Origin of the sequence: Micromonospora sp. NPDC048843 (assembly GCF_040649965.1) — a bacterium.
GTDB classification, from domain to species: Bacteria; Actinomycetota; Actinomycetes; order Mycobacteriales; family Micromonosporaceae; genus Micromonospora; species Micromonospora hortensis.
On the sequence record NZ_JBEZGJ010000272.1, the window covers coordinates 1 to 6,699 of the forward strand.

Below are 6,699 nucleotides of genomic sequence, written 5' to 3' on the forward strand. Positions count from 1 at the left end.
CCTAGCCAGCGGCTTGCTGGCGGGGAGCCTGGTCGTGCTCGGCCGGTGGCGGCTCCGGTGGCGGCGGAGGCGGCGCCGGCTTCGGCTTCGGCGGTGCCGGCGGCGGCAGTACGGCGTGCAGCACCCAGGTGCCGCCCGGGTGCTCGGACCAGTTGCCGCCCTCCAGGTTGAGGGTGACGTTTGCCTGGTAGTAGATGACCGAGTTCTTGTTGTTGATTCGCGGGTCGAGGGTTGCGCCGTGGCTGCTGAGGTAGCGGCGGAAGTCCTCCACTGTGGGGTTCTCGGACCCGGTGAAGTGGGACTCCGTGATGGAGATGTCGTGGGTTTCCGGCCCCTTGACAGTGGTGGGCTTGAACCCGGACGGGTCGACCATTCCCACCGGGTTGTTGCGGCAGTACCGGAACAGGTTGCCCCCGTCGGCGAAGCCGCCCGGGTCGCTGCTCGCCCACCGTCCCAGCCACGGCACGTAGTACCGGGCCCCGGCGTAGCAGAAGCCGGTTTCGTCGTCCATTTCGTGCCCGCCGAAGCGGTACCGCTTCAGGCTGAGGTCGGCGCCCGGGCGGCCGTAGCGGTACGCGGTAGTGCCGTACGGGTGGTACTCCTCGTAGGAGATCACCGCCCCGGCCTCGTCGGTTTCCAGCACGGCCGAACCGAGGTGGTTGGTGAGCTGGTAGCGGATCAGCGGTACGCCGAGGGGGTTGGCCGGGTCGAAGCCGCCGACGTCGACGGTCTTGACGTCCACCTGGGCGACCGGGCCGGTGTCGTCGGCGATCGTGGTGGTCCACCGTTCGTGCTGGAGGGTGCCGGTGACCCTGTTGCGTCGGCGGAACACGGTGACCGCACCCAGGAAGATCCATTCAAGTTGAACGCTGCCCGGCCGGTCCACGACCTTGCGCAGCCGCTGCCCGCTCGCGGCGTAGACGAACCGGGCCTCGCCACCGCCGCCGAGGTCGACCCGGCGGAGTTGGTCGTGGACGTTCCACTCCAGGGCCGGCAGGTGCGGCATGACGGTCAGGTTGCCGACGGCGTCGTGCGCGTACAGGGCCGAGTAGGGGCCACCGTCGGCGTCGCCGGGCAGGCTCGTGGCGGCCAGCCGGTTCGTGGCGTCGGCCGGGTCGTCCTGGTACGCGTACCGGTGGTGCCGGGTCCAGCCGGCGCCTACGCCGGCCTGCGTCCGGAACCGGTGCCGGAGCACTGTGAGGTTGCCCAGCGGGTCGTACTCGTACTCCTCGGTGTAGGCACGTACCGCTCCGGCATCGGTAAGGCTTCCGGCCGGCGGCACGTCGGTGTGGTCACGGATCGCGTCGTTCGGCGCCCCGGCCAACTCCCGCCCACTCGCCCGGACCAACTGGTAGAGCGGGTCGTACTCGTAGTCACTGGCGGTGGGCACCGCCGCGTTGCCGAAGAAGGTGGGCGCACCCGGCTCGGCCACCCGGGTGAGGTTGCCCACCGGGTCGTATGTGTAGCGCAGGTCGCGCACCCCGGCGGTGAGCAGACGTTCCAGCCGGAACGTCATCGGGTCGTAGAAGTACTCGGTGACCAGCCCGTTGCCGTGCCGGGCGAACCGCCGCCGACCCAGCGCGTCGTAGTCCTGCTCGGACAGGAACTCCACCTCCGCGCCCTGGCCGCGCAGCCGCGCGGTGAGCCGGCCCAGCATGCCGCCCTCGAGGTAGGTCGGTCGTAGCTCGGTGGCGTCGGGCAGGGTGACAACTGTCGGGCGGTTCACCGCGTCGTACTCGGCGGCAGTGCCGAACACCTCGCTCTCCAGCAGTGGCGCCGCGGCGGTCAGCAGCGCGGCGTGGTCGGGCGCGGCGGCCACCGGCGACCAGTCCGGGCCGTCGACGTGGTCGGTGGCGAGTCTCCGTTCGGCGCGGCGCGGGTTGCCCTTGAAGTCCACCTCGGGCACCCGCACCTGGCCCGCCGGGTCGAACACCAGGTACGGCACGCCGTGCAGGCCCAGCGTCGCCGCGTCCGGATGCCGGTCGCCGAAGACCACGTACTGCACGCAGCGTTCCGCGCCGGCGGACTCGCTGACGTACAGGCCGACGGGCCGGTGCAGGGCGTCGTACGTGGTGCGGAAGGTCCGGCCGTGTTCGTCCCAGATCCGGCGCACCCCGCCGAGCACGTCCTGGAACACCCACCGCTCGCCCTTCTCCGCGCTCCACGACCGCACTCCCGCGCCGTGCATGGCGGTGGCCGCGGTGGCGATGTGCCGGCCCAGCGCGTCGTACCCGTCCGAGGACCGGCCGGTGAGGTCTCCGCTGGTGCGTACGCCGAACCGCTGGCCGGCACCCCGGTCGGCCACCGTGTAGACGGCCCGGCCGAGGCTGTCGAAGTGGATCACGGAGGGCGTGTCGGCGTGCTTGGCGGCGAGCCACGCGGCGCGGGTGGCCGGGTCGGCCGGTTCCGGATCGGACACGGCGGGGCTGCCCCGCTCGGCGTACCACTGGCTGTCGAGCACCGTGTCGTTGGCATCGGACAGCCGATGCGACCAGGCAGTGGACTCGACCCGGCTGAGGGTGCCGTCCGGATACCGGGTCAGCACGGCCCGGCCCAGCGGGTCGTAGTAGCGGATCGCTGTGGCGCCGATCTCGCGCAGCGCCGCGGCGTCCTCGTACTCGTGGGTGGTGCTGAAGTAGGGCTGGTACCGCTTCACCGGGTTGCCCTTGTTGTTGACCACAGTGCGGCCGGTGCCGACCCAGCGCGGGTCGGCGTCCACCTCGACGGCGACCCCGTCCTCACCCACCTCCAGGGCCCTGCCCGGATGCACCCGCGACTTGGTGATCGCCACACCACCGGTGCCGGTGCTGTACTCGTAGCTCTCCAGCCAGCGCGGGTTGGTCGGGCCGTGTCGTTCCCGGTGCCGGCCCCGGCTGTACGCGGGCTGGCCGTTGACCACCCAGTTGAACGGGTCGTAGGTGAACGTCAACGTCGGATCGTCGAGCGTGTCGCCGTCCCCGGCGCCGGGCCGGCCGAGCAGCGCCGAGGCCACCACCCGGCCCAACTCGTCGTAGCGCACCGCGCGGCGCTGCCCGTTCGGGTCGGTGACGAGGCTCGGCCCGAGCACCAGGTAGTTGTTGACAGCTGTGGTGACCGACCAGGCCGCCTGGTCGATCGTCACCCGCTCGGTGAGCAGGTGGTAGCCGTCGAAGGTGACCGCCGTCGCCATGCCCAGCGCGTCCCGGGCCCCGTCGGACAGGTAGAAGTGCGCGGCCGGATCGGCGGGGTAGCGCAGCTCGCCGGACGGTATCCACCAGTCCGGGCCGCCGTCGAGGTGCGCGTAGCCGGCGGCGGCCAGGTCCGCGTCGGTCACCGCCGTGCCGTAACCGGCGGCCAGCGCGGCCGGGGTGAAGGCGAGTTGGTACGTCTGGTGCCCCAGCCCCAGGCTGTCCCACTGCCCGGCCGGCAGCGGCGTCAGCGCGTTGTCCCGGAACCGCACCTGTGACCGGGACAGCAACCGCCGTTGCGCGCTGACCTCGTCGGCCACCACCTCGTACCCGATCGGGGTGGCCGCGGCGAAACCGGCGAGCAGTTCGTCGCGGGTGAACAGCGGGCCGGCCGGGGCCAGCCCGGTGAGTTCGTGCCCGAGGGCCTCGTACGCGGCGCGGATCCGGTACGCCGGCACCGGCAGCGTCTCGTCGATGTCCGGGGTGTACCGCTGCTCGCCGTACGTGACGTGACGACGCCGCTGTTCGGCGGTCACCTCGGCGGGCAGCTCGGGGTCGGGCGTGGTGCGGCCGTAGACCACCGCGGCGGCCTGGACGACGGTGCCGTACGGGCCGAGGACCAGGTTGAGCCGGTGGCTGATCCGGGGCTCGTCCGGCTGCCGGTCGTAGGAGAGGCTGACTGCCTCCCGCTCGACGGCGACGAACACCCGCGCGTCCAGCCGCTGCACCTGGTACGTCTGCTCGACCACCCCGTACGGGTGCTCCTGCGCGGCACCGCCGTCGTACGAGTACACCTCCTGCCGGAGCGGCAGGCCCCGCAACGCCCGCCGGCTCTCCCGCAGCTCCGTGGCGGAGACTCCGGCCGGCAGCTCCGCTGTGGGCAGGTGTCGGCCGGCGTACCACTCGGTGGACAGGTCGACAGGCGCGCCGGTGTGGTACCAGGTCTTCGTGGTGACCGGTGGCTGGAACAGTTCGGGCGAGGTGTCCTGGTGCCCGTCGACCGCCTCGACGCCCAACACGTGGTCCACGAACGACTCGCCGTCGATCTGCTCGACCATGCCGAAGCCGGCGAACTCCCGCTCGACGCCGTCGTAGTGCCCGTGGTGGTAGCGGTAGCCGGTGACCAGCCGGGTCCCGGTGATCCGGTCCACCTGTTCCACCCGCTCGACGACCTGCACCGCGAACGGCAGCCTGGTCAACCACGGCTGGCCGGCTCGTCGGTCGGCCAGCTGGAAGGCGGTGGAAGCGGCGTACCGGATGGTGGTCTCGCCGCCCAGGTTGTTCACCACGCGGGTGAGCAGGTGCGGCTTGCCGTCGGCGGCCAGGTTCAGGTAGCGCACCGGGCCGGCGGCGTCGCCGGGCAGCGGCGACGACCACACCAGGCAGCCGGTGCCAGTGCCCAGCAGGTCGGTCACTGTCACAGTCGAATCGGGCGTGACGTGCGGCAGGTCGGGCAGGTCGGCGGGGGCCGACCAGCCGTTGCCGGACTGGTTGTACCAGAGCCGGATCTCGCGCCGGCCCAGGTAGCACAGGTCCATCGCGCCGGTGCCGTCCACGTCGGTGAGGAGCACCCGGGCCGGGTCGAACTCGTCCAGCCCGGTGAACCACGGCGCGTCGTCCATCTCGACAGTGGCGCCGAATCGTCCGTAACCGACGTTGGGCCAGTAGCAGACGGAACCGTCGCGGACCCGGACCAGGTCGGTGAGCCCGTCGCCGGACATGTCGGCGAGGAAGATGCTCTGCCGGTCATCGGAGCGCAGCAGCCGCGGCCCACGGTCCTCGTCCGCGGGCCAGAGCGCGGGTCGCGCCGGCCCGTACCCCGCCTCGGCCAGCGACTCGTGCCAGGCCAGCACTGTGTCACCGGCGATCAGCAGGTCGGCACGGCCGTCCCCGGTGAGGTCCAGCAGCAGAAGGTCGGGGCTGGCCCAGTCGACGGCGGGCAGCTCGCTGAACGGCTGGAAGCCGGACCAGCCGGCGTCGTCGGTGCGGCGGACGAAGCCCGCCGGTACGGTGCCGAGCTGGACCAGCTCGATCCGCCCGTCACCGTTCACGTCGACCAGTTGCTGGTGTCCGCCGGCCAGGTCGGTCAGCGACGGCACCGTGGGCAGCGCGGCGACCGGGCCGATCCGGCCGGCGCCGAGGTTCGGCCGGTAGTAGAGGGCACCCTCGTGCCCGGTCAGCACGCCGGCGAGTCCTTCCCCGTCCAGGTCCACCCACAGATCGGTCCGTCCGTCCACGCCGGCCGGCAGGTTCTCCAGGCTGCCGCGCTCGAGTTCCCGGGTGGTCGCCGCGATGGTGGCCGGTGTGTATTCGAAGGTCACCGGGGGCAGCGCGGCGTTGGTGTGCCCGCCGCCGGCGGCCGGGGCGTAGCCGCGCTGGGTCACCTCGACCAGGGTGGACAGCACCGGCCCGCTGGCGTATTCCAACTCCACCGCGCGGACCAGGCAGTCCGCGCCCACCTCCGGCTCGTCGGGGAAGTTGTGGAACATCAGGATCCGGCGACACAGCCGGTAGGTGCGGACCTCGAATCCCGCGCGGTAGGTCGAGAACGGGTCCGGCCGGCAGGTCCAGTCCCCGGTGTCAGCAGGTAGCGGGGTGTCCGCGTGGTGCTCGCCGTAGTCGAGCACCACCTCGAACAGCCAGCCGGCGTCGGCGATCTGGGCCGGCGTCAGGTCCACCGGGCGTCGGCCGTCGGGGTCGAGCAGCGGCACCGTGTTGCCGTACCGCACCGACTTGAGGTAGCGGTTGACGTTCCGGTCGGTGCGGTGCCGTTCGTGCGGCCGGTCCAGGTCCAGGCCGGCGGCGTCCTCGGCCTTGTAGGTGTAGGTGACCGCGTTGCCCCGATCGTCGCGGGTCTCGCAGAGCAGCCAGGTGTGCACCCGCCCGCCCAGGCCGATGCGGGAGCCGACGTCACGGCCGTACACGGCCAGCAGGTTCGACCCGGACAGGGTGCGCCAGTGCACGTCACCGTCGGAGTCCCGGGTCCACCGCTCGATGCGGGCGAACGCCCCCTCCGTCCGTGGCCGGAACCGCTGCACAGTGTGCCCGGCGACCGGTGTGCCGCCGGGCACCGGGATCAGGTCGTCCTCCCCGGACAGCAGGAAGGTGTCGGTGTCGTCGTAGCGGGGCAGGCCGCGGTCGGTGCGCCGGCTGATGGCCGGCACGGGCAGTTGCCAGCCGAGGCCGAACGGACCGTTCCCGGCGCCCGAGTCGTAGCTGAGCGTCAGGTCGGGTTGGAACCCGGACCGGCCGCCGCTGACCGGGATGGGCACGGACATGCCGCCGGTCCCGGTGACCGGGTGGGCGGCGAACGTCTCGCCGATGGCCCGGATCGCACCGCCGCCGGTGGGCAGGCTGATCGCCGGTCCGCCGAGTCCCGGCCCGGTCGCGCCCCGACCGGCCGACGACGGCCCGGTGCCGGTCGCGTCGGTCGGCGGTCGCGGAGGAGATCACCGGCCGCGAGGCGCGGATCAACTACGTCGAGCAGAACCGCACCGGCGACCACCAGTGGTACGTCAGCAGCATGGCCAGG

At 72.4% G+C, this 6,699-nt stretch carries 1 protein-coding gene; it reads right to left on the bottom strand.

Annotated elements, in window-relative coordinates:
• Position 1: 1 nt before the first annotated feature.
• On the bottom strand, positions 2–6,526 hold the full coding sequence (locus AB0C20_RS34205) for a SpvB/TcaC N-terminal domain-containing protein (RefSeq protein WP_357569553.1): 6,525 nt from the start codon (positions 6,524–6,526) through the stop codon (positions 2–4).
• Positions 6,527–6,699 lie beyond the last annotated feature (173 nt).